The following is a 1,090-nucleotide window of genomic DNA, read 5'->3' as shown; positions in this document are numbered from 1 at the left end:
GTGACGGACGTGGGCGCCTACTACCCGCACACCGTGACCTACCACCCGACCTGTCACGGGCTGCGGAGTCTGGGACTCGGCGAGCGGCCGCGCCGCCTGCTGCAGGCCGTGCAGGGACTGGAGCTGGCGGAGCTGCCGGGGGCGGAGGAGTGCTGCGGGTTCGGCGGCACCTTCGCGGTCAAGAACCCCGACGTCTCCGCGGCGATGGGGGCCGACAAGGTGGCCAACGCCGTCTCGACGGGCGCGCAGGTGCTGTGCGCGGCCGACAACTCCTGCCTCATGCACCTGGGCGGCACCATGACCCGGCTGGGCACCGGGATGCGGCCGGTGCACCTCGCACAGATCCTGGCGAGCACCAAGGAGGACCCGGCGCTGTGAGCGGAACGTACCTGGGCATGCCGGCCTTCCCCAAGGCCGCGCACGAGGCCGTCAACAACCCCACCCTGCGCCAGAATCTGCGCCACGCCACGCACACCATCCGCGCCAAGCGGGCCAGGGCCGTCGCCGAGGTGTCCGACTGGGCCGCGCTGCGCGAGGCCGGCAAACAGATCAAGGACCACACCCTGCGCCATCTCGACCGCTACCTCATCCAGTTGGAGGAAGCCGTCACCGCGGCCGGCGGCACGGTCCACTGGGCCGCGGACGCCGAGGAAGCGAACCGGATCGTGGCCGGCCTGGTCAAGGCGACCGGCGAGGGGGAGGTCGTGAAGGTCAAGTCGATGGCCACCCAGGAGATCGGCCTCAACGAGGCGCTGGAGGCCGAGGGCATCCACGCCTACGAGACCGATCTCGCCGAACTGATCGTGCAGTTGGGCCAGGACCGGCCCTCGCACATCCTGGTCCCCGCCATCCACCGCAACCGCGGTGAGATCCGGGACATCTTCCGCCGCGAGATGGGCGCGTGGGGACGCCCCGCCCCCGACGGCCTCACCGACACCCCCGCCGAACTCGCCGAGGCGGCCCGCCTCCACCTCCGCGAGAAGTTCCTGCGCGCCAAGGTCGGCATCTCGGGTGCCAACTTCATGGTCGCCGAGACGGGCACCCTGGTCGTCGTCGAGTCCGAGGGCAACGGCCGGATGTGCCTGACCCT

Annotated in this window: 2 protein-coding genes; both read left to right on the top strand. The window is 71.3% G+C overall.

Annotated features, from left to right (window positions below; genetic code table 11):
• A partial coding sequence (locus ACWDGI_RS43645; RefSeq protein WP_450768614.1) for a heterodisulfide reductase-related iron-sulfur binding cluster occupies positions 1–378 on the top strand: 378 nt, incomplete at its 5' end.
• The coding region (locus tag ACWDGI_RS43640) for an LUD domain-containing protein (protein ID WP_450768613.1) at positions 375–1,090 on the top strand (716 nt) is incomplete at its 3' end. The genes ACWDGI_RS43645 and ACWDGI_RS43640, both read left to right, overlap by 4 nt.

Source organism: Streptomyces sp. NPDC001220, from assembly GCF_053597895.1.
This window is presented reverse-complemented; position numbering and strand designations above follow the sequence as displayed.